This window comes from Streptomyces sp. NPDC047525 (genome assembly GCF_040643025.1).
In the GTDB taxonomy this organism is placed as follows: Bacteria; Actinomycetota; Actinomycetes; order Streptomycetales; family Streptomycetaceae; genus Streptomyces; species Streptomyces durmitorensis.
This window is the reverse complement of record NZ_JBEYTL010000002.1, coordinates 611,752-631,456: the sequence shown is the minus strand read 5'-3', so window position 1 is coordinate 631,456 and position 19,705 is coordinate 611,752. Positions and strand designations below refer to the sequence as shown.

At 71.2% G+C, this 19,705-nt stretch carries 16 protein-coding genes; 7 read left to right on the top strand and 9 right to left on the bottom strand.

Features of this window, described 5'->3' with window-relative positions; translation table 11 throughout:
• Positions 1-13 precede the first annotated feature (13 nt).
• From ABZ833_RS07665 to ABZ833_RS07655, 3 genes are all read right to left on the bottom strand, one after another.
• Positions 14-448, bottom strand: coding sequence for a roadblock/LC7 domain-containing protein (locus tag ABZ833_RS07665; RefSeq protein ID WP_361042481.1), 435 nt, complete (start codon positions 446-448; stop codon positions 14-16).
• Positions 445-2,994 carry a nitrate- and nitrite sensing domain-containing protein gene (locus ABZ833_RS07660; protein ID WP_361042478.1) on the bottom strand — a complete coding sequence of 850 codons (2,550 nt, stop codon included), beginning with the start codon at positions 2,992-2,994 and terminating at the stop codon, positions 445-447. Before ABZ833_RS07660 ends, ABZ833_RS07665 begins: the two co-directional genes overlap by 4 nt.
• Before the next feature lie 65 nt (positions 2,995-3,059).
• Positions 3,060-3,833 carry an MHYT domain-containing protein gene (locus tag ABZ833_RS07655; RefSeq protein ID WP_361042476.1) on the bottom strand — a complete coding sequence of 258 codons (774 nt, stop codon included), beginning with the start codon at positions 3,831-3,833 and terminating at the stop codon, positions 3,060-3,062.
• 151 nt (positions 3,834-3,984) lie between these two features.
• On the opposite strand from ABZ833_RS07655, the gene ABZ833_RS07650 reads away from it, so the two are divergent.
• The gene (locus ABZ833_RS07650) at positions 3,985-4,584 is read left to right on the top strand and encodes a class I SAM-dependent methyltransferase (protein ID WP_361042474.1); all 600 of its coding nucleotides are present in this window, start codon (positions 3,985-3,987) and stop codon (positions 4,582-4,584) included.
• 132 nt (positions 4,585-4,716) lie between these two features.
• Here the strand turns inward: ABZ833_RS07650 and ABZ833_RS07645 are convergent, their stop codons facing one another.
• A complete protein-coding gene (locus ABZ833_RS07645; RefSeq protein ID WP_361042471.1) occupies positions 4,717-5,139 on the bottom strand; it encodes a hypothetical protein in 423 nt (140 codons plus the stop codon).
• Positions 5,140-5,522: 383 nt separating this feature from the next.
• On the opposite strand from ABZ833_RS07645, the gene ABZ833_RS07640 reads away from it, so the two are divergent.
• Complete coding sequence (locus ABZ833_RS07640) at positions 5,523-5,840, top strand: hypothetical protein (RefSeq protein WP_361042468.1); 318 nt, start codon at positions 5,523-5,525, stop codon at positions 5,838-5,840.
• 162 nt (positions 5,841-6,002) lie between these two features.
• Here the strand turns inward: ABZ833_RS07640 and ABZ833_RS07635 are convergent, their stop codons facing one another.
• Positions 6,003-6,785, bottom strand: a complete 783-nt coding sequence (locus ABZ833_RS07635; RefSeq protein ID WP_361042465.1) for an alpha/beta hydrolase — start codon at positions 6,783-6,785, stop codon at positions 6,003-6,005.
• A 100-nt stretch (positions 6,786-6,885) separates the two neighbouring features.
• On the opposite strand from ABZ833_RS07635, the gene ABZ833_RS07630 reads away from it, so the two are divergent.
• Positions 6,886-7,407: a PadR family transcriptional regulator gene (locus tag ABZ833_RS07630; RefSeq protein ID WP_361042462.1), complete on the top strand. Its 522-nt coding sequence runs from the start codon at positions 6,886-6,888 to the stop codon at positions 7,405-7,407.
• An 11-nt stretch (positions 7,408-7,418) separates the two neighbouring features.
• Here the strand turns inward: ABZ833_RS07630 and ABZ833_RS07625 are convergent, their stop codons facing one another.
• The gene (locus ABZ833_RS07625; RefSeq protein ID WP_361042460.1) at positions 7,419-8,324 is read right to left on the bottom strand and encodes an oxygenase MpaB family protein; all 906 of its coding nucleotides are present in this window, start codon (positions 8,322-8,324) and stop codon (positions 7,419-7,421) included.
• 100 nt (positions 8,325-8,424) lie between these two features.
• On the opposite strand from ABZ833_RS07625, the gene ABZ833_RS07620 reads away from it, so the two are divergent.
• Both ABZ833_RS07620 and ABZ833_RS07615 read left to right on the top strand, forming a co-directional pair.
• Entirely contained in the window at positions 8,425-8,703 is a 279-nt protein-coding gene (locus ABZ833_RS07620) for a hypothetical protein (protein ID WP_361042458.1), read from the top strand.
• Between the two features lie 490 nt (positions 8,704-9,193).
• On the top strand, positions 9,194-10,057 hold the full coding sequence (locus ABZ833_RS07615) for a hypothetical protein (protein WP_361042456.1): 864 nt from the start codon (positions 9,194-9,196) through the stop codon (positions 10,055-10,057).
• Between the two features lie 42 nt (positions 10,058-10,099).
• On the opposite strand, the gene ABZ833_RS07610 is transcribed toward ABZ833_RS07615, so the two are convergent.
• The 3 genes from ABZ833_RS07610 to ABZ833_RS07600 all read right to left on the bottom strand — a co-directional run bounded on the left by ABZ833_RS07610 (position 10,100) and on the right by ABZ833_RS07600 (position 15,085).
• Positions 10,100-13,513, bottom strand: a complete 3,414-nt coding sequence (locus tag ABZ833_RS07610; RefSeq protein WP_361042453.1) for a hypothetical protein — start codon at positions 13,511-13,513, stop codon at positions 10,100-10,102.
• Positions 13,514-13,704: 191 nt separating this feature from the next.
• A complete protein-coding gene (locus tag ABZ833_RS07605) occupies positions 13,705-13,887 on the bottom strand; it encodes a hypothetical protein (RefSeq protein WP_361042450.1) in 183 nt (60 codons plus the stop codon).
• Between the two features lie 142 nt (positions 13,888-14,029).
• Entirely contained in the window at positions 14,030-15,085 is a 1,056-nt protein-coding gene (locus tag ABZ833_RS07600) for an acyl-CoA desaturase (RefSeq protein WP_361042447.1), read from the bottom strand.
• Positions 15,086-15,332: 247 nt separating this feature from the next.
• On the opposite strand from ABZ833_RS07600, the gene ABZ833_RS07595 reads away from it, so the two are divergent.
• On the top strand, positions 15,333-18,200 hold the full coding sequence (locus ABZ833_RS07595; protein WP_361042445.1) for a DEAD/DEAH box helicase: 2,868 nt from the start codon (positions 15,333-15,335) through the stop codon (positions 18,198-18,200).
• Positions 18,197-19,525 (top strand): SWF or SNF family helicase, encoded by a 1,329-nt coding sequence (locus ABZ833_RS07590; protein WP_361042443.1) that lies wholly within the window; start codon positions 18,197-18,199, stop codon positions 19,523-19,525. The genes ABZ833_RS07595 and ABZ833_RS07590 overlap by 4 nt, the downstream gene beginning before the upstream one ends.
• Positions 19,526-19,705 lie beyond the last annotated feature (180 nt).

Below are 19,705 nucleotides of genomic sequence, written 5' to 3'. Positions count from 1 at the left end.
CGACCGCCCCGTCTCATCCGACGGCCGGCGGCTGCGCCGCGAAGCGCGGGGGCGTGTAGAGATGCTCGCCCACCCGCTTGACCAGGCGTGCCATCTCGTAGGCGACCAGACCGATGTCGGCCGTCACGGAGCTCAGTACGGCGAGACAGGATCCGTCGCCCGCCGCTGCCACGAACAGGAACGCGTCGTCCATCTCGACCATGGTCTGGCGCACTCCCCCGGCCCCGAAGTGCCGCCCCGTGCCCTTGGCGAGGCTGTGGAATCCGGAGGCGACCGCGGCGAGGTGCTCGGCGTCCTCGCGGCTGAGAGCGGTCGAGGCACCGACGGCGAGCCCGTCGTTCGAGAGCACCACGGCGTGCCGTACCTCGCCGACGCGCAGTACCAAGTCATCCAGCAGCCAGTCGAGTTCGCCGGACCTGTCGGCGGTTCTGCTCTGATCCTGGATCATGCGTGGTCTCCTTCGGTGCTGTCACTGGCCGGTGCGGGCCCTGGTATGTCGGGGACGGCGCCGACGATGCCGGGCCGGCGGCCGCCGCCGCGGGTCCAGCCGTCGCGGTAGGCGGCCATGCGGTCCCGCACCTGTTCGGGGCTGCGTTCGGTGTCTTCGCGGACGCTCACGGATCCGGCGGCGTCGTCCGGGGGTCGCTCGCGCAGTTGGGGGGCCAGGCTGGCCTGCCGCACGCGGCGCGGGAGGTCGTCCGAGGGCTCGGGGGCGCTGTCGGGTTCCGCGTCCGGTGGCTTGTGCAGGCGCAGTGCGGTGACGCCCGGGGGCGTGGTCGCCGGGGTCTCCGTGGACGGGGCCAGTGCGGGGCGGGCGGTCGGGGCGGGCACGGAGTTGCCGTTCATCGGCGCGGGATCGGGCACGCGCGCGTGTCCGTCCTCGGTGCGGTCACGTTCCATGGTGTGGGCTCCGGGGCTCTCCGGTGTGGTGCTCTGCAGCAGTGCGGTGGGCAGGAGGACGACCGCGGTGGTACCGCCGTAGGGGGACGGACGGAGATTCACTTTGACTCCGTGTCGCGCGGCGAGCCGGCTGACGACGAAGAGCCCCAGTTGGTCGCTGTCGAAGAGGTCGAGCGTTTCGGACTGCTCGATGCGGTGGTTGGCATCGGCCAGGGTTTCCGCTCCCATGCCGAGGCCGCGGTCCTCGATCTCCAGGGCGTAGCCGTTGCCGACCGGTTCTCCGTTGACCCGCACCTTGGTGTGGGGCGGCGAGAACTGGGCGGCGTTCTCGACGAGTTCGGCCAAGAGGTGGGTCAGGTCGGCGACAGCCGTGCCGACGACCGCGGCGGCGGGGAGTTGTCGCACCTCCACGCGCGCGTAGTCCTCGACTTCGGAGACGGCCGCTCGGACGACGTTCGTCAGGGAGACGGGCATGCGCCAGGCACGCCCCGGAGCGGCTCCGGAGAGGATGATCAGGCTCTCGGCGTGCCGCCTCATCCTGGTGGTGAGGTGGTCGAGCCGGAAGAGGTCGCTCAGTTCGTTCGGGTCGTCGGACCTGCGCTCCATGCTGTCGAGGAGGCTGAGTTGGCGGTGGACGAGGACCTGGCTCCTGCGGGCGAGGTTGACGAAGACGCCTGAGATGCCGCTGGCGAGTTCGGCGCGCTCGATGGCAGCGCGCAGGGCCGCCCGGTGCACCGTGCCGAGCGCTTCGTAGACCTGCCCCGTCTCGTCCTCCGCGAGCGGGCCGGGTGGAGCTTCGGCGTGAATGTCGATCTCCTCGCCGGCCCGCAGCTTCCGCATGGCGTCCGGGAGTTTGTGGCGGGCGATCTCCAGCGCGCCGTTGCGCAGGCTCACGAGCTCGACGACCAGCCCGCGCCCGATGCGTACGGAGATGACCAGTGAGGCGGCGACGGCCAGGAGCCCGAGGAGTACGGCGGCGCCTGCCGGTGTGAGCAACCCGCGGGTGAACGGGTCGGCCCGGTCGGCGGCGCTGCGGCTCGCGCCCACGTCGATCGCGCGGAGTTCGTCCCGCACCTCGGCATGGGCGCTGTCCCACTCGGCGGCCGGCGCCGCGGCGGCTGCCTTGCGGCCCGGTGGTGCGACGAGCACCTTGTCCTCGACGGCGCGCACGTCGGCGTACGCGCTCCCCTCCACGAGGTCCTGCCAGGCTGCTCGTTCGGGTCCGCGCAGATCCGCCACCGCCCCATCGGTCAGGGTCCGCCGGGTGTCGACGGCCCCGGTGAACTGCCGCAGCCGCTCCCCGTCCAGGGGGCCGTCGAGCCGGGCGCTGGACAGGACGACGTCCTCGCGCGCCAGCATCTCGGCGGCTCGGGAGAATTCGAGCAGCACGCGCGCGTGGGAGCCGAGTTCGGCTTCCTGGATGCCGGTGAGTGCGCCGCCGACTCCGAAGGCTGCCGAAATGGTCCTCGTGTACTGGCCGTAGGTCGCGTCCCAGGCCGTGCGGCGGTCGAGCACATCGGACCGCACCGTGCTCAGGCCTTCGGCCTCGGAGACGAACGTTTCGAGCCTGGACTCCACACCGGTGGGCAGGTCGGCACCATCGGCGACGGTCTGGCCCTCGCCACGACGCAGCTTCGCCACCGCGCGGTCCGTGCGTCCCGCCTGCCGTTCGAGTTCGCTGCCACGGTCGGGCGCCGGCTTGGTCGCGTAGCGCACGGCCGCCGCGCGCTCGGCCTGCAGCGCCGCGATGGCTGTGTCGACAGGTCCGCGCACCTGGGCGTCGACGCGCTGCAACTGCCGCAGGTGTGCCATGTCCTGGGCCGTGCTGACCGTGGCATATCCCCACAGTGCGAGCAGGGAGACGACCGGCACCATCAGGAGGCACACGATCTTGGCTCGTACGGTGCGAGGACGCGGCCACCAGGAGCGTCCGCGCGCGGGGTTCTTCGGCGGTGCGGGCTCCGAAGGGGCTTTTGCGTCGGGCCGTTCGTCAGCGGGCGGTCCCGCGTGCGCGCGGCGACCACGTGCCGGGGCCCCGGGATTCGGCGGCACAGGGCCGTCGGCCGGGTCGGGGGTCCTACGGGGTGTACGCATGGCCTCCTCGCTCGGAGAGATTTCGGGGCGTGTGCCCGGCCGTCCGTGGCCGGTCCGGGGCGCCGCTACCCGGCGGCGCGCTCCACCGGCCGCTGGGCCGCCACGGAGGCCTCGCGCTCCCCCGAGGTCGGGGAGAGCGCGACAAACGCCGAGGTCAGGAAGAGATAGGAGCCGAGGCCGACCGCGAGGGGGAAGATGAACTGCATGGTCGTGGCGCCGGGCAGTGCCGCACCCGACTCGGTGACCCGCACGCTCACGGCCAGCATTCCGGTGTAGTGCATGCTGCTCACCGCCCCGCCCATGACAAGCGAGGCGACGGCGACCGCGAGCGGCGACTTGATGTTCAGTGCCGCCCACAGGGCAGCGGTCGCGGCGACGACGGCGATGACGACGGAGAGGCCGACCAGCACCGGGTCGTAGCGCACGCTGCCGTGCAGCCGCAGTGCGGCCATGCCCAGGTAGTGCATGCTCGCGACGCCGAGCCCGGTGGTGAGTCCGCCGAGCGCGAGCGCACGCCCGCGGTCACGGCCGTAGCCGACGGCGAAGACCCCGGCGCCGACGACAGCCATCGCGACGATCAGGCTCAGGATCGTCAGGGGCACGTTGTAGTGGATCTCGGTGCCGGTCACGCCGAAGCCGAGCATGGCCACGAAGTGCATCGTCCAGATACCCGTGCCGATGGCGGAAGCCGCGGTGATGAGCCAGTTGCGGCGTGAGGTGCCCGTGGCGCCGAGGGCACGGACGGTGCAGCGCAGCCCGAGAGCGGCGCCGATACAGGCCATCGCGTACGACAGCACGGGGGTCAGCCAGCCGAAGGTGGCGTGGTCCAGGTGTCCCATGGCTCCGGGACGCTAGTCCGGACAGGGGCGCACAACGGGGGCGCAGTTCGAAAGGTGTTGGAATCTGACAGAGAGAGGACCCTGAACGACCGCATCACGCTCGAACGTGTGCCCCCAACGCGCATGCGAGTCGTTGAGTAATCATGGCCGCATGAGCGATGACCACACGCGTGTCCGTGACTTCTTCTCCGCCCGGGCGGCCGACTGGGACACCCGGTTCCCCGACGACGGGCCCGCCTATCGCGCCGCCGCGTCCGAGCTCGGTCTGCGCCCCGGCGGCCACGTCCTCGACGCCGGGTGCGGCACAGGACGCGCGCTGCCCGCGCTCAGGGAGGCCGTAGGGCCCTCCGGAGTCGTCCTCGGGGCCGATCTGACTCCCGCCATGCTGGAGGCCGCCACACGAGCGGGCCGGGACCGTGAAGGGCAGCTCCTGCTCGCGGACGTGACCCGGCTCCCGCTGCGGAGCGCGTCGCTCGACGCCGTGTTCGGGGCGGGCCTGATCTCCCATCTGCCCGACCCGGCGGAGAACCTGCGGGAGTTGAGGCGCGTGGTGCGCCCCGGAGGGACCCTCGCTCTCTTCCACCCGATCGGCCGTGCTGCGCTCGCGGCGCGGCAGGGCCGCCAGATCACCACGGACGATCTGCGGGCCGAGGAGAACCTCCGCCCGCTGCTCGCCGGTTCGGGCTGGCAGTTGACCTCGTACGTCGACGAGTCCGCACGATTTCTCGCTCTGGCCGCACGACAGGACTAGACGGCCGAAAAACCGGCGAGCCCACGCTTTTCGAGTGGGCTCGCCGGGTTGCGTTTCTCCGCCGCGCCACTCAATTCTCTTTAGCGGGAGAGAAAAGAGATGCTCGAGGCCGGCGAAGAATGAACATCCCTCTTACATCTTGTCGAAGAGGGTCCACATCTGATTCGGCGCATTGGGCGCGGCTTCCCTGAGCGTCACCGCCTGGTCCTCGCCGTTCGCCGTGATGAGCAAGGCCGGGAACTTCTTGCTCTCGATGGTGGACTGCTCCTCCCCCGTGTCCACGACCCAGCGCTGGGAAAGCTTGTCGGGACTGCGGGGCTTCAGCGTCACTGTGCCGTCCCGCGTGGTGGCTTCGAGACACTGGCCCTTGTAGTGGGTGCTCTCGATCGTGTAGATGCCCGTTCCTGCCGGGGTTTCACCTACCAGCTCGAGCTGCCATACCTGATAGGTCTGCTCCGGGCTCCGCGTCCACACCGTCTTGCCGTCGTAGGCATCGAGGTTGGTGTCGTCACTGAAAACCTGGATGGAAGCCGACAGACTCTTCATCGAGGCCATGGCGTTCCCCCTTTCAATCGACTGGTCTGGGTCGTTTCCGGGGTGTCGACGGATGGTCTGGTCCGCCGAACGGCCTTTACATTTCCAGAGCCGCCAGCTTCCCGGCAAGTTCCTTAATCAGCCAGCGTCAGCAGCGCCGAGCGGGGCCGGAAAGCGAGGTCACGCGTCGAAAAATTCAGTCGTTTCCCACTACTGAACACGCTGCCCCTTCCGCTCACTTTCCTCCCGACCACCACAGGAATTCCCTCTCGATTCCCCTCGTGCACTACGACTGTTGCGCATGGGACCGGGCAGCCCTACCGGCATCTTCGCCACTCGGTTACTCGGGATCGCCGATCTCAGGCATATCGAGGTCGACTTCGAGGTGTCCATCTCCTCGCCGCATGTCCTTTCAGCGGGGCTGGGCCATGCCTCTGGAAGCCGTGAAGCCCTTCCTCAAGGCGGTGGGCAACAGCCCGGCCACGGTGCGGTGGGACTTCGCGGGCTGGCCCGAGGCCCCTGAAACCGGCTTGGGCGCGGGCGGCAGCCGGGGAGCGTTCCTGACGCTGTGCGTGAATGTCCGCGACCTCGATCTGGAGGAGCCCGCGACCGATCACACGCTTCTCGTCCACGTCAAGCAGATCGAGGCCGAACGCGCATCATGGCTGGCGTCCCAGGTCGGGTTGCGGGTGATCGGCGAACTGGTGATGGCGCCGTACTGAGAAGGTCGTTGACAGTGGTGAATCATCGCCGGATTCGTCCGGTGGTGACGGCTGAAGAAGCGATCGAGTTCGCGCTCCAGTGGGACGACGAGAAGATTCCGTGCAAATCCGGTCTCGCACTGTTCGAGGCCGACCGGGCGGCCCGGCGTCTCGGCCGGGAGATCACCCCACCGGCCTGCCCTGGCCGATCCGCTGTCTCTCGGCAACCACCGCGGCGAACGCCTCCGGGTTGTCGAACATGATGTTGTGCCCCGCCTCCGGCACGGTCACCACCCGCACCCCGGACGCCACCAGTTCCTCCGCGCCCGCGAGTTCGCCGCTCCGCGCGCCCTGCAAGAAGACACGCTCCACCGGCAGATCCACGAGCATCGCGCGCATCGTGGGCAGCGTCCCCCTCACGAGCCCCGTCGCACTGCGGTGCAGGGCACGGGGGTCGGCCAGCCTCATGGTCGCCGCCCACAAGGGGCCGGCCTTTTCGAGCACGCGCGCGTGGCCGTCGGCCACGAAGTCCTCCTCTTCGTAGGACGCGATTCCGCTGCTGCCCGCCGTCACGGCCGGGTTGGGGTCGAGATTGGCCTCGGTGAGGACCAGCCGTGACACAAGGTCGCCGCGACGGTGCGCGAGCACGATGGCTACGGAGCCGCCCATGCTGTGCGCGACGATCTCCGCCCCCGTCACCTGGGCATCGTCCAGCGCCGCGGCCAGGGCGTCCGCGTGTTCCTCCAGGGAGTAGCCGAAATCCGCCGGGCGGTCGCTGATGCCGTGGCCCGGCAGGTCGACGAAGAGCGATCGACGTCCGGCCAGCTCGGGCCTGGCCGCGATGTGCGCGTGATAGACCGTCGACGCCGCGCCGAGCCCGTGCACGTACACGCGGGCCGGGCCGGAACCCTCGCTCTCCGTCCAGCGGACACAGCTGCCCTGTGCGTCGAACCGTGCCTGTCGCATCGTCGCTCCCTCACTCGCCTGCCAGTGCTTCCGAGACAATACATCGGTGGCGATGTATTGCGGATGGGATGTACACCGCTGGTGCGGCAGAATGCACGGCATGCTCGAACTGGCCATCCTCGGATTCCTCTACGACGCGCCTCTGCACGGTTACGAGCTGCGCAAGCGCATCACCGCCCTGACCGGGCACGTACGCCCGGTCGCGGAGAGCACGCTGTACCCCGCCATCAAACGGCTTGAGAGAGCCGGCCTGCTGGCCCGCGAGACACAGCCCGGCTCCGTGGCGGCCCCGCGCCATGTCCTGAACCTCACCGCAGAAGGCAGGAGCGAGCTGCGCCGCAGGCTGACGGAACCGCAGCAGGGGGACATCACCGACGAGAACCGCTGGTTCACGGTCCTCGCCTTTCTGCGCCATGTCGACGACACGGCGGCCCAGGCCGCGGTCCTCGAGCGCCGCCTGGCCTTTCTCGAGGAGCCCGCCAGCTTCTTCTACGACGGCGAGCGCCCGATGCGCGCCGAGGACCTCGACGACCCGTTCCGGCGCGGCATCCTCACCATCGCCCGCGCGACGAGCCGCGCCGAACTCACCTGGCTGCGAACGACGTTGACCTCACTTCGCTGAGGTGGTCGACCTCACTCCGCCGGGGCGGCAGCCGACTCGTCCGTGTGCGCCACCGGGCAGCCCCGGACTCCGGGCACCGGGAACGTTCCGAGCTCTCCGACCCGATACCCCTTCGGATAGCCCTTGATCTCCCAGTTCTGCCGGGCGTAGTGCGGCGCTCTACGGGGCGGCATCAGCCGCACGGCGCGGCCGCGCAACCGCACGGCTCGCCTGACAACCGTGCGGGCGACAGGGCCCGGCGGTTCATAGCGGAAGGCGCGCAGGAGGGGCTCGTCGAGAAGGGCGAGGGTCGAGGCACGCAACAAGGGCGCCAGCGAGCCCGGGTACCAGGAGGCCATGACGTCGAGGGTCGCGTCGGAGACCTTGCGCGCACCCTCGTCCCACGCGAAGTGGGCCTCTTCGTAGGCATCGAGGCACTTCTCGAAGGCTTCGTAGGAGTCCGGGATGTCCTGGATCCCCATGTGCCGCCCCAAGGTGCGGTAGTAGACGGCGGCCGCGGTCGTCTCGTGGCGTGACAATCTGCGCCATCCGTAGGCGTCGATCCAGCGCTTGGGCATCACCACGAACGTGCACAGCACGTAGCGCATGTCTTCATTGCTGATGTCGTAGCTACGGTGCATCTGGTTGATGCGGCGGATCGCGGTGCGGCCCTCGTCCGTGCCGAAGCCGTGCTCGACGACGGTGTCGAGGAGCAGGGCCGTGTCGTCGTATCGCTTCTGCGTACGGTCCGTCAGTTCCGCCGTCTCGGCCAGGAGTCGGCCAATGCTGGGAACGGCGTACGTGCGGTAGAGCGCCAGTTCAAGAGCTCGGGTGTAATCCCAGGGGAACTCGTACGTCGCGGTGAGCCGGTAGATCGCCAGGGCGTCCTTCTCCGGGTCGAGACGCCGAATCTCCTTGAGCCGGTCATAGCGCTTCACCGCACGGCCCCCCTTCTGTCGTCGGAGCTCCAACTCTACGTTGGAGTACAACAGATGAGTGATCATCAGCGGCAACCACAACCGGGGGAAGGTGGCCCACATGTTCGACAAGCTCCGCAAGCTGTGGCACACGAACGAAGCGGTCCGCAGCAAGGAAGAGCGCCCGCACAACCTCTTCGAGGCGGCGGCCGTCTACGTGGCGGCGTGCGCCGAGGACGACCAGGACCGACAGGACGAAGCCACCGGGTGGGTGTCACCGGAGGCCCTGTCCTTCGGCGTCAGCGAACTCGCCTGCCGGGCGGTGATCACCCTCGCCCGGGAGCGCGACGAGTCGCCGTCGGACGTGGCGCGTACGCTCCTCGGCCTGCCTGCCGCCTGACGTCCGTGTGCGTGGGATCGGGACAGGCCAGTGCCTCCTGGAGAGAGTTGCCTGTCTCGGCCGCGTGCGCGAGACGCTCACGGACCTCTCGCGGGGTGCGTGGGCGGTGGCCGGGGCCGTCGCCGCAGCAGCCCTGCCGGAATCGGAGTCCGGACAGCAGGACCGCGCTCAAGGCGCGCCACGCCGCCGTGTCGCGCCGCTTGGGCACGGCGAGCGCGGAGCCCGCGTTGAGCAGCTGGCCCCCGCACCTGGGGCAGATGTCGGCGCGCACGCGTCCGTAGTCGGCCGACTTCTTGAAAGAAGCACGGCACGGCAGACAGACGAAGTGCGAACTGGCTCTGGGCATGACACCCAGCGTAGGCGTCCGGTACAGAGGCCGACGAGCGAGTTTCCGGTGCGTACGAGCGAGTTTCCTGGTCACGCACCCCTCGACGATCAAGCGGACCTGTGGTTAGGGTGCGCCGACGGATGAAGCGATGGGGAGGCTGGCATGGCCGGAACGGACGACGCTGTCGCCGCCGAGGACGACGCGCTGTACGTGCTGACCGCGGTGCTGCTGACACCCGCGAAGTTTCCAAGCGTGCTCGGTGACGACTATCCGGAGGCGTGCGCGGCACTGGGGCTCTCACCACTCGCCGCCGGGTACGGCCTGGTGCTCGGTCAGGACGGTGCGGGCGCCCGGTGGACCGTCGTCATCGACGACGTATCACTCGTGGCCGTCGCGATCGCCTCCTGGGACTGCGGGATGGAGTACGACCTGTCGCCCGACGAGCGCACGGTGGTAGCCGCGCTGCCCGGCTGGCCGCTCGCCGTCGCCGTCGCGGCGCCCAACGTGCCCGCTCCCCATGACCCCGAGCCCGATCCCGAGGAAGGGGACCAGAGGCCGCTCTCGCCCCCGCAGTCCGACACGTGGGGTCCGGCCCAGCGACGGCTCGGTGCCGACGAGATCGCGCTCCAGTGGGCGACGTGGCGCGAGCAGATCGACGACGCCAACTTCTCGACCGAAAGCGACGAGCCGGGCGCGGACACCGCCCCGGAGGGCGGCGACGCCCCCAAGACCGACGCCGACGCCGACGATCAGGCTCCGCTCACCGGCGTACGTCGCGTCCTGGCGGAAGCACGGGCGTACGTGGAGACGCCACCGCCCCTGGGCCGCGTGCGGTCGTCGTTCGCCTCCGGGGAGGCCCGCATCCTGCGTGCCGACGGTCCTGGCTGGTCCATGGTCGCCAGGACCGACGACATCGCGTTCGTGCTTCTCGACGAAGAGCCCGGAGAGGTGCTGCCGGTGGGGCGCGGACGCGATCTGCCCTGGCTCCTCGACGCGCTCGACAAGATGGCCGTACGCCCCGCCTGATCCCTCTGGCGCCTCTTCTGCCCTCTCTGGCAACGCGCCCCGTCAGTGGTTGTGCTCGGGGTCGAAGAGGAAAGCGGCCGTCGCCGTGTCGTGGTCCCCGTGGTCGCGCAGGGCCACCAGTTCGGCGCGCCAGGTCTCGTCCCACGACGTCGCCCGGCCACCGGCGCGCACCAGCGCGAGCGCCATCACTCCGGCCACCGGGGTCCCGCGCTCGCGCAGCAAGCGGGCGGCGGCGAGCAGGGCCGCACGCGCGCGTGGAGTAGGGGCCTCCAGATGGAACCCGCTTCCCAGGGGCAGCCGTTCGGGGCGTTCCTCGACCAGTTCCAGGAGCCGCTCCCAGCGCGCTGCGTGGTGCTCGCCGTGGCGCACGGCGGCCAGCGACGTGTCCCATGCCAGGGCCGCCGCATCGGCATACAGGCCCACCGCTTGCATCGACAGGGCCAGGGCGTCGGCGATGAACAGCGTCTGGGCAGTGCCTCGCCGGACGCGCAAGGCCTCTCCGATGCCCGAGAGCCGACGGAGCGCATCAGCTCTCGCCTGCGGATCCGGCGTGCCGACTAGATCCTGGAGCCTTCGGATGACGCCCCTCAGGATGGGCCCTCCGACCGGCCCCAGGGGGAACCAGGCCAGTTGCTGTGCGGCCGCGTCCCACTCCCTTCGGCCTCGCGCCGGATCCGTGGCGACCTCGGCGACGGCGCGCAGGGCGTCGACTGATTCCGGTGTGAACCAGGCGGGCAGGGCTCGGCACGCGGCGACGACGGTCTCTTCGTCGCCTTCCCTCACCAGGCGGGCCAGGAAATCCGCGTAGGGCTCCCCCGCGGATTCACTCACGGACCCCACGCGCGCGTGGACCACCGCTTCGCGTACGGCGGGTTCGTCGGCCGCCCGTGCCAGGCGGTCGGCGACGGCGGGGCGGGCGACCGCGGCGAGGAGGTAGCGCGCTACAACGGCGCGTACGTCACGGTGTTGCCCCGGTGCATCCCAGACCGCCACCAAGGCGTCGAACGCAGCGTCACTGGTCAGCGCGCCAAGGGCTCGGACAGCCTCCTTTCGCGAGCCGACGGGGGCATCCGACGCACAAGCCACGGGGGTGAGCAGGGCGACTGCCTCCGGATCCGGTACTGCCTCCAGGAGTCGGCGTACGGATGCCATGGCGGCCCGCCCCCGGGCACCGCCCGTCGCGGCGTGCCGGAGCAGGAAGCCCAGCAGCGGCTCGGTGGCCGGTGGTGCGCCGTCGTGGGCCGCGCCCAGGATGTCGCCCAGTGCGCCAAGTGCCGCGGCGGCGATGGGTTGTGGCGCCGACTGCGCGAGTGTCGTGAGCAGGTCTGGTTCACGCACCTGCGCTGCCGCGTCGGCACGAGTGCGCAGCGGAGCAAGCTCGTCGGCGGCCACGCGCGCGTGGTGTTCGTCCCAGGCGCGGCGCTGTTCGGGCAGCCACCGGCCGGTGACGCCGGCGTGCAGCCCCGTGGCCCAGGCCGTGGCTCGGGGCCGTACCCGGCCCGTGAGCCCCTCTTGGGCGGCGACCAGCACGGAGTCCAGCAGGTCCGTACGCCGGGTGACGACGGTGCGCAGGATGATCGGCACCGCTGCGAACGATGCGTCGAGGCAGATCAGTTCGGCGCTGCGTCGCTCCCGCAGCTCCGCCGGCCCCGTCCAGGCGCCCGCCGCGCGGGCAGCGATGTCCGGGTCGTCGGACTCCATCACCATGGCGCGCACCAGAGCGTCGAGTTCCGGCAGGGCGGGCAGGTGCGGTGCGAGGAGTTCGGCGACGGCGATGCGGAGATCGGGGCGCACCGGTGTGTTCGGCGATGTCGCGGACCAGATGGCACGCGCCGCTTCCTGGCCGATGCGCAGTGGTGCGACGGGCTGGCGGGAGCGCGGGTCGGACACCAACTGGCAGAGCAGTTCCGTGGCATAGGCGGCACGGTCGATCCTGCCGGTCGCCGCCGCGCTCTCGGCTGCGCCGCGGAGCAGCTGCTCCGCCGCGGCGAGCGTGTGGGTGGTCGAGTCGCGGGACTGGACGGTGGTCGTCGCCGCGTCGCGCAGGACTCGGTCGGGCAGCGCGGCGAGCAGGTACGGGGGCGTGCCCGCGAGCTGCTGGAGAGCGGCCCTGCGCACTTCCTCCTGGTCGTGCCAGGCCCGCTCGCAGTCCCCGGCGATCCGTGCGAACTCGTGTGGGTCGCCTTCGAGTTCCGCGCAGGCGAGCAGAGCGGGCCAGGCCATCAGGCGCTGGTGGACGCGGTGCTGCCCGGCCATGTCGCGCAGCACCGGTTCTCCCAGAGCGAGCGGGAGCGCCACGGCCAGGCGGCTGGATGTCCACTCCTGACGTGACCAGCGCTCCACCCAGGGCATGACGAGCGCCGCTCTGTCGGCCGGGGCCAGGGCCGTGAGTGTGGCTATGGGCAGGCTGCGCACCGAGCGGCGGCGGGCGGTGCGTTCCTCCACCAGGCGGCGGCGTTCCGGTGCGGGCAGCAGCATCAGCAGGCTGTCGGGTTCGACGGCGTGGCGTCCCGAGCCGTGATGCCGCGGCTGCGTCACCGGGCAGCGACGGGCGAGGTCCACCAGATCCGCGGGCGGGAGTTCGCGCAGGGCACGCCGCGTGGCGGGCGGCAGCGCCCCGGCCGAGAGCCGTAGCTCACGGGGAGAGCCGTCCTGGTTCGGGCGGGCCGCGCGCAGGATCTCCAGGACCCTGGCGGGATGACGCAGCAGTGTGCGTGCCGCTTGCGGCGTCAGAAGATCGGGCGCCCGCGCCAGGAGCAGCAGTCCGGCCTCCGGGTCGCGTTCCGCGGCCACGCTCGCGACCGCGCGATGGCGGCCCGAGAAGCGGTGGCGGTCGCGGTTGGCGCGGCTCTCGCCGCGGGTGACAAGCAAGCGGGCCACGGCGATCGGTGCGGTGCGGGTCAGCGCGCTCAATACGCCTGCGGATGGGTCGAGTCGGGGCAGCCACGCGTCAACCGCCTCGGCGGGGCATGCGGGCAGGAGCTGGGCGGCATCCCGGGCGCCGAAGCGTTCGTGGACCTCTGGCAGCAGGCGTGCGGCCAGGGCGTGACGGCGGCTCAGGCGCAGGACGCGGTACGTCTCGTGCCGTGCCGTTCTGATGTCGCTCAACGCGAGCTGTTCCAGGGCTGCTTCCGGGACGGGAAGCCGGATGGCAGCCGCGAGGGCTCGGCGGCGCAGGAGGGGGTCGGTCAGGGCTTCGGCGACGGTGGTGAGGTCGCGCCGGGTCACGGCGAGGAAGAGGCCGGTGTGCCGCTCGTCAGGGGTACCGGCGGCGAGGGCGTCGCGGAGTGTTCCGTACGCGTCGGTGGTGAGCGCTCGGGCATAGCGGGCCAGGGCGCTCATGCGGGCCGGGAAGGGCAGTGGGTCGAAATGGGCCTTCAGCCAGGCCGCCGTCAGCAGCGCGGGAGTGGGCTGAGGCTGGGAGAACGGCGTCTGCGACGCCTCGTATGCGGCCATCAGCGATCACCGAGGGATCGCTGGGCCTCCTTTCGGGAAGTCATGTGCGCCATGGTCACCGGTGCAGCGCTGGGACGCAATGGGTTTTCCGCTCGCGGAGCCGCCCTGGGCGAAACCGCGAGCGGAGCAGCCGTCAGCCCCTGTGCGTCGAGCGTCCGCTCACAGGTTCGGTGCCCCTCCGGGGTGCCGGATCAGTGGCCGAGCTCCTTGCGTGAGACCCGGCGCAGCCTGCGTCGCTGTCCGGGGTCGAGGGTCAGATAGGCCGCGGCCGGGACCCCGAGCACGATCAGGAGGGCGGCCCACCAGGGCAGCCAGATCAACAGGATGAGGCCGGCTGCCACACCTCCTGCGGCGATCTTCGCGTTCTTCGACATGTGCGTCGCCTCCTTCGCGGCTGTTGCCGCTCTCTGTCTTGAGAAACGGGCTCGGGCCGCCCACGGTTCCAGTCTGCTCCCCTGACAGACCCCTGAGGAGCGACCCTGACACAACCCTGAGGTGCGGTGCGTGTCCGGGCGGCTACTCGATCCTCAGCGGCTCGCCGACCTCGTACATGTGGCGCAGTACCTGCCGGTAGGAGTCGAGGAATCCGGCCTCCGTGTACGGCATTCCCAGCTCGGCGCAGTGGGCACGGACCAGGGGCTGGGCGCGTCGCAGGCTGGGGCGGGGCATGCTCGGGAACAGGTGGTGCTCGATCTGGTAGTTGAGTCCGCCCAGGAACCAGTCGGTCAGCATGCTGCCGCGGACGTTGCGCGAGGTGAGGACCTGGCGGCTGAGGTGGCCCCAGCGCTCCCCGTCGGGGTCGGGCATCTCCATGCCCTTGTGGTTCGGTGCGAAGGCCAGTCCGAGGTGCAGTCCGAAGAGCGCCTGGTGGATGGCGGCGAAGGCAAGGGCGTGGCCCACCGGCATGGTGACGAGCAGGAGCGTCACGTACCCGACGAGGTGGGCGACCAGGAGAAGGCCCTCCAGCACGCGTTCGCGCGGGGCCTGGCGGCGCAGGTCCTGGAAGCCGTAGATCTTCATGGCGATGCCCTGGAGCAGCGTCAGCGGGAAGAACAGCCAGGCCTGGTTGCGGGTGAGCCAGCGTCGGAAGCCGAGGCGAACCTTGGCCTGCTTGCTGGTCCAGACGAGGATGTTCGCGGCGACGTCGGGGTCTTTGTCGAGGTGGTTAGGGTTGGCGTGGTGGCGGTTGTGCTTGTCGTTCCACCAGGCCGAGCTCATGCCGAGGAGGAGATTGCCGTGGATGAGGCCGATGGTGCGGCTCACGCGGCGGTCGCCGGTGATCTGGGAGTGCCCCGCGTCGTGGCCTATGAACGCCGTACGGGCACACAGTGCGGCCAGGACGGGTGCCAGGAGCAGCACCCACCAGGAGCCTCCGATGAGGAGCATGCCCGTCGCCACGGCGGCCAGTGCCACGGTGTTGACCACGATGGTGCGGGCGTACCAGCCGGTGCGGCGGCCCAAAAGTCCCTGCTCCTTGACGGTGCGCAGGAGAGGCGCGAAATCGCTCCCGGCGGGCTGCCTTGTGGTGGTGCCTGGGGAACGCTCCGCGACTGCGGCGGCGGCCTGGGACATGGTGAGGTCTCCGGTCTCTGACTGGATCGGGCTGACGCGACACAACGTATGAGCCGGTGACCTGGGGCAACCATGGCGCCTTCACCCGTCTTGGAAGGGGGCCAGCACCGTCTGGAAGGGGGGCTAAGTACACCACGGGAGGGGGGTGACGGGGATCACTCCTTGATCGCTCACGCCTTGCGCGAGGCGTGCTGTACCCTCGGCGACTCCGACCCTAGTAGTCAAGTTTGAGGAATGCGCCATCGCCGTGCCCAGGCCCCCTGCCGCGTCACCTTCCGAGATCTCTGAACTGTCCCGCTGCTCTGTGCTGTTCGTATCCGCCGACCCGGCACGCATGGGCCGGGTCGCCTTCTGGAACCCGGAGGGTGACGCACCGCCCGCCTGCTCCGCCGGCGCCATCGAGGAGCTGACCGTCGCCGTACCCGGCGACGGCGGAGTGCAACTCAGCGATGCGTCGGCGGTGGTGCTCCCGGTGCGCACGGCACTGCCGGTGCTGACACGCGCGCGTGCCACGGCGGGGGCTCACCCGACGGCCGCGTTCTGGGGAGCGGCGGGCGTGCTCGCGCTGCAACTCGCCGCGCGCGGGCTGCTGTTGCCCGGGCTGACGCCGAGCGATCAGGACGCGTGGCGCTCGGGCCCGCTGGGCGCCGACGACCTGACCCGCCTGCGCGACCTCGCCGCCGCGATGCCCCCTGCCGCGCACGCCCTGCCGCTGGACGGCTCCGAGCCGCCGCGGCTGCCCGAACCCGAGCGGCTGCTGCGCCAGTTCCTGGACGCGGTGGCCGACACGCTGCCCCGCTCCCCCGCCGCGACGCTGGCCGCGGGCGTCCCCGCCTTCGCCTCGCCGCAGCCTCAGCACATCCCCGAGCAACGCCCGTGGGCCACCGATGTCGCCGCCGGGCACGACGCCGGCGTACGCATCTCGCTGCGCGTCGAGGTTCCCGGCCTGGTGTCGGACACCCCCGAGGGGACCCGGCTGCCGTTCCGCGCCGTGCTGCAGATGCACAGCGTCAGCGACCCCTCGCTCGTCGCGGACGCGGCCGAGGTGTGGGCCGGCTCCGGCGCCTCGGGGCAGGCCTTCGGGCCGCGGTCGCGGATGGACGCCCTGCTCGCGCTGCGTCGCGCCACGCGCGCGTGGCCGCCGCTCGCCCCGCTGCTCTCCGCCACCGTCCCCGACGCGATCGAACTCGCCGACGAAGAGGTCACCTCGCTCCTGGGCGAGGGGGCCCGCATGCTCGCCACCGCGGGTGTCGAGGTGCACTGGCCCAGGGAGCTGGCACGCAATCTGACCGCCCGTGCGGTCATCGGCCCGCCCGACGACGAGGCGAAGGAGCCGGACAAGCCGTCGTCGGACACGCCGTCCTACCTCTCCGCGGACGCGCTGCTCACCTTCAACTGGCGGTTCGCGCTGGGCGACCAGCCGCTGTCCCGCGAGGAGCTCGACCGCCTCGCCGAAGCCAACCGCCCCGTGGTGCGCCTGCGCGACCAGTGGGTCCTCATCGACCCCGAAGAGGCGCGGCGCGCTCGCGCACACCAGGACCACAAGGTCACGCCGATCGACGCCCTGAGCGCCGTTCTGACGGGCACCACCGAAGTGGCGGGCCGCCGCGTGGACGTCCAGCCGACGGGCTGGCTCGCCACGCTGCGCGAACGCCTCGCGGACCCCGAGGGCATGGAGCCCGTCGGCCAGCCCGAAGCACTCGCCGCGGACCTGCGCGACTACCAGCTGCGCGGCCTGAACTGGCTGGCCCTGATGACCTCCCTGGGCCTGGGCGGCTGCCTCGCGGACGACATGGGCCTCGGCAAGACAATCACGCTCATCTCCCTGCATCTGCACCGGCAGTCGGACGGCGAGTCCGCGGGACCCACCCTCGTCGTCTGCCCCACGTCCCTCATGGGCAACTGGCAGCGCGAGATCGAGAAGTTCGCCCCAGGCACCCCCGTACGCCGCTTCCACGGCGCCCGGCGCAGCCTGGAGGACCTCGCCGACGGGGAGTTCGTGCTCACCACGTACGGCACGATGCGCCTCGACGCGGACAGCCTGGCGCAGGCCCCTTGGGGGATGGTCGTCGCCGACGAGGCCCAGCACGTCAAGAACCCCTACTCGGCCACCGCCAAACAGCTGCGCACCATCGGGGCACGCGCGCGCGTGGCGCTCACCGGCACCCCCGTGGAGAACAATCTCTCCGAGCTGTGGGCCATCCTCGACTGGACGACACCGGGCCTGCTCGGCAAGCTCGGCACCTTCCGCACCCGCTACGCGCAGGCCGTCGAAAGCGGCACGGACCCGGCAGCCGCCGAGCGGCTCGGCCAACTGGTACGCCCCTTCCTGCTGCGCAGGCGCAAGTCCGACCCGGGCATCGCACCCGAGCTGCCGCCCAAGACGGAGACCGACCGGGCCGTCTCCCTCACCACGGAGCAGACAGGCCTCTACGAAGCAGTGGTGCGCGAGACGCTCGCGGAGATCTCCGGTGCCGACGGCTTCGCCCGCCGGGGTCTGATCGTCAAGCTGCTCACCGGTCTCAAGCAGATCTGCAACCACCCCGCGCAGTACCTCAAGGAGGACAAGCCGCGGATCGAGGGCCGTTCCGGAAAGCTGGAACTCCTCGACGAGCTGCTCGACACGATCCTCTCCGAAGACGCGAGCGTGCTCATCTTCACGCAGTACGTCCAGATGGCGCGCCTCATCGAGCAGCACCTGGCAGCCCGCGGCACCCCGTCCCAGTTCCTGCACGGCGGGACGCCCATCGCGGCGCGCGAAGCGATGGTGGAGCGTTTCCAGGACGGCGAAGTACCCGTCTTCTTGCTGTCGTTGAAGGCCGCGGGCACCGGGCTCAATCTGACGCGGGCCGAGCACGTCGTGCACTACGACCGCTGGTGGAACCCTGCCGTCGAGGCGCAGGCCACCGACCGGGCGTACCGCATCGGGCAGACGCAGCCGGTGCAGGTGCACCGGCTGATCGCGGAGGGGACCATCGAGGATCGCATCGCCGAGATGCTGCTGCGCAAGCGGGAGTTGGCGGACTCGGTCCTCGGCTCGGGCGAGGCCGCGCTGACGGAACTCACCGACGCCGAGCTGTCGGATCTGGTGGAGCTGCGAGGGGGGACGCGATGAGCGACACGTACGACGAGTCGAACGGCGACACACACGAGGACAGCCGCCATGGAGAGGGCGCGTACGATCACGAGCGCACTTTCGCCGCGCTGCCGGCCGCGCACGGGCGGGGGTTCGCGCAGAGCTGGTGGGGACAGGCCTGGCTGAAGGCGCTCGAGGACACGGCGCTGGACCTCGCGCAGCTGAAGGCCGGACGCAGGCTTGCGCGCGCGGGAGCCGTGGGGGCGGTCTCGGTGCGCCCCGGCCGGATCACCGCGGTCGTCAAGGACCGTGACGGCACCCCGCGCCGCTCGGACGTACTGCTGCAGCGGCTCAGCGAGGACGAGTGGGACCGCTTCCTGGGCATGGCAGTCGAGCGTGCCGGGCACATCGCGGCGCTCCTGGACCGCGAGATGCCGCCGCACCTGGTGGAGGACGCGGCGGCAGCGGGTGTCGAGCTCCTGCCCGGCATCGGCGACCTGGAGCCGGAGTGCGACTGCGACGCGTGGGACCACTGCGGGCACACCGCCGCGCTCTGCTATCAGGTGGCCCGGCTGCTCGACCAGGATCCGTTCGTCCTGTTCCTGATGCGTGGCCGTGCCGAGCGCGAGCTGCTTGATGAGCTGCAAGTACGCAGCGTGGCGCAGACCGAGGCCGAGGAGGCCCCCGCGCAGGAGCAGGAAGTGGCCCAGGAGGGCGTGGACGCCGATGAGGCGTACGCGGAGGGAGCCATCCTGCCTCCGCTGCCCGAACTCCCTCCGCTGCCGCCTGAGCCGGGTCTGCCGCCTTCGCTCGACACGGAGGCCGAGCCCGCGCCCGGTCTCGATGTGGCGGCGCTCGAATTCCTGGCGGCTCAGGCGGCCGTGGAGGCCCGCCGGATGCTGGCCGAGGCACTCTCCACCGGACACGAACGGCATCCGGCCGATCAGGAATTGACGCTGGAGGAGGATGCCGTGCGTCTCGCCGCCGCGGCTCCCGCGGCACCGGTGGCCGCCCGCCTCGCGACCGCGGCCGGGCGCGGCAGGGACGGGCTCGCGCTGGCCGTACGGGCCTGGGAGTACGGAGGTCCGGCCGCGCTGTCCGTCCTGGAGGAGGAGTGGACTCCTGAGGCGGACGCACTGGCACGCGCGCGTGCGGCGCTGGACGCGGCCTGGGACGACGGTGAACGGCCACGGCTGCGCGCCGCCCGCAATCGCTGGACGGTGATCGGCAGCGACGCCCAGCTGCGGCACGGGACCGACGGGCGCTGGTGGCCCTACCGCAAGGAGCGCGGCCGCTGGACCCCGGCGGGCCCCGCGGCCCACGACCCCGCTACGGCACTGGCCGTGGTGACCGGCGGCGAATAGGGCGGGCAGGTCCGGTGCGGGCGCGGGGATGCCCGCGCCCGCACCGGACCAGAAGCGCGACCCGCTCACCACCGCGGCCGCCTTCGTTTCCGCGTGCGCGTCTGCGTCCGTGTCCGCCCGGAAGCGTTCACGCCCGAAGCAGCCCACCCGGCGCGTTCACGCCACCGAAGCACGCCGCCT

Coding starts and splice junctions, on each gene's coding strand:
- ABZ833_RS07665 (WP_361042481.1), bottom strand. CDS start 448: ATGATCCAGGATCAGAGCAGAACCGCCGACAGGTCCGGCGAACTCGAC.
- ABZ833_RS07660 (WP_361042478.1), bottom strand. CDS start 2,994: ATGCGTACACCCCGTAGGACCCCCGACCCGGCCGACGGCCCTGTGCCG.
- ABZ833_RS07655 (WP_361042476.1), bottom strand. CDS start 3,833: ATGGGACACCTGGACCACGCCACCTTCGGCTGGCTGACCCCCGTGCTG.
- ABZ833_RS07650 (WP_361042474.1), top strand. CDS start 3,985: ATGAGCGATGACCACACGCGTGTCCGTGACTTCTTCTCCGCCCGGGCG.
- ABZ833_RS07645 (WP_361042471.1), bottom strand. CDS start 5,139: ATGGCCTCGATGAAGAGTCTGTCGGCTTCCATCCAGGTTTTCAGTGAC.
- ABZ833_RS07640 (WP_361042468.1), top strand. CDS start 5,523: ATGTCCTTTCAGCGGGGCTGGGCCATGCCTCTGGAAGCCGTGAAGCCC.
- ABZ833_RS07635 (WP_361042465.1), bottom strand. CDS start 6,785: ATGCGACAGGCACGGTTCGACGCACAGGGCAGCTGTGTCCGCTGGACG.
- ABZ833_RS07630 (WP_361042462.1), top strand. CDS start 6,886: ATGCTCGAACTGGCCATCCTCGGATTCCTCTACGACGCGCCTCTGCAC.
- ABZ833_RS07620 (WP_361042458.1), top strand. CDS start 8,425: ATGTTCGACAAGCTCCGCAAGCTGTGGCACACGAACGAAGCGGTCCGC.
- ABZ833_RS07615 (WP_361042456.1), top strand. CDS start 9,194: ATGGCCGGAACGGACGACGCTGTCGCCGCCGAGGACGACGCGCTGTAC.
- ABZ833_RS07610 (WP_361042453.1), bottom strand. CDS start 13,513: ATGGCCGCATACGAGGCGTCGCAGACGCCGTTCTCCCAGCCTCAGCCC.
- ABZ833_RS07605 (WP_361042450.1), bottom strand. CDS start 13,887: ATGTCGAAGAACGCGAAGATCGCCGCAGGAGGTGTGGCAGCCGGCCTC.
- ABZ833_RS07600 (WP_361042447.1), bottom strand. CDS start 15,085: ATGTCCCAGGCCGCCGCCGCAGTCGCGGAGCGTTCCCCAGGCACCACC.
- ABZ833_RS07590 (WP_361042443.1), top strand. CDS start 18,197: ATGAGCGACACGTACGACGAGTCGAACGGCGACACACACGAGGACAGC.